This window comes from Gilvimarinus gilvus, from assembly GCF_030518155.1.
GTDB classification, from domain to species: Bacteria; Pseudomonadota; Gammaproteobacteria; order Pseudomonadales; family Cellvibrionaceae; genus Gilvimarinus; species Gilvimarinus gilvus.
On record NZ_JAULRU010000847.1, the window covers coordinates 1 to 311 of the forward strand.

General features: G+C 62.4%; 1 protein-coding gene. It reads left to right on the plus strand.

Translation table 11 applies throughout. The annotated features are described in order from the left end of the window. Nucleotides 1-311, plus strand: a 311-nt coding sequence (locus QWI17_RS23545; RefSeq protein ID WP_302724988.1) for an XdhC family protein, incomplete at both ends; no start/stop codon positions are given.

Here is a 311-nt window from a genome sequence, read left to right on the forward strand (position 1 = left end):
CAAGGTGGTCAGTGAAGAGCCGGTCGACGAAGTGGCACAGCTGCCACCAGGTTGCTACTGCATCGTCATGACCCACAACCATCAGCTCGACCTGGAACTGACCGCCGCCATTCTCAAGCGCAACGACTTCACCTGGTTCGGCCTGATTGGCTCGAAGACCAAACGGGTCAAATTCGAGCACCGGCTGCGCGAGCGGGGCTACGACGACGCGCTGATGGCGCGCATGCGCTGCCCGATGGGCCTGGCCGAGGTCAAGGGCAAGCTGCCCATCGAGATCGCGGTGTCCATTGCCGGCGAAATCATCGCCACCT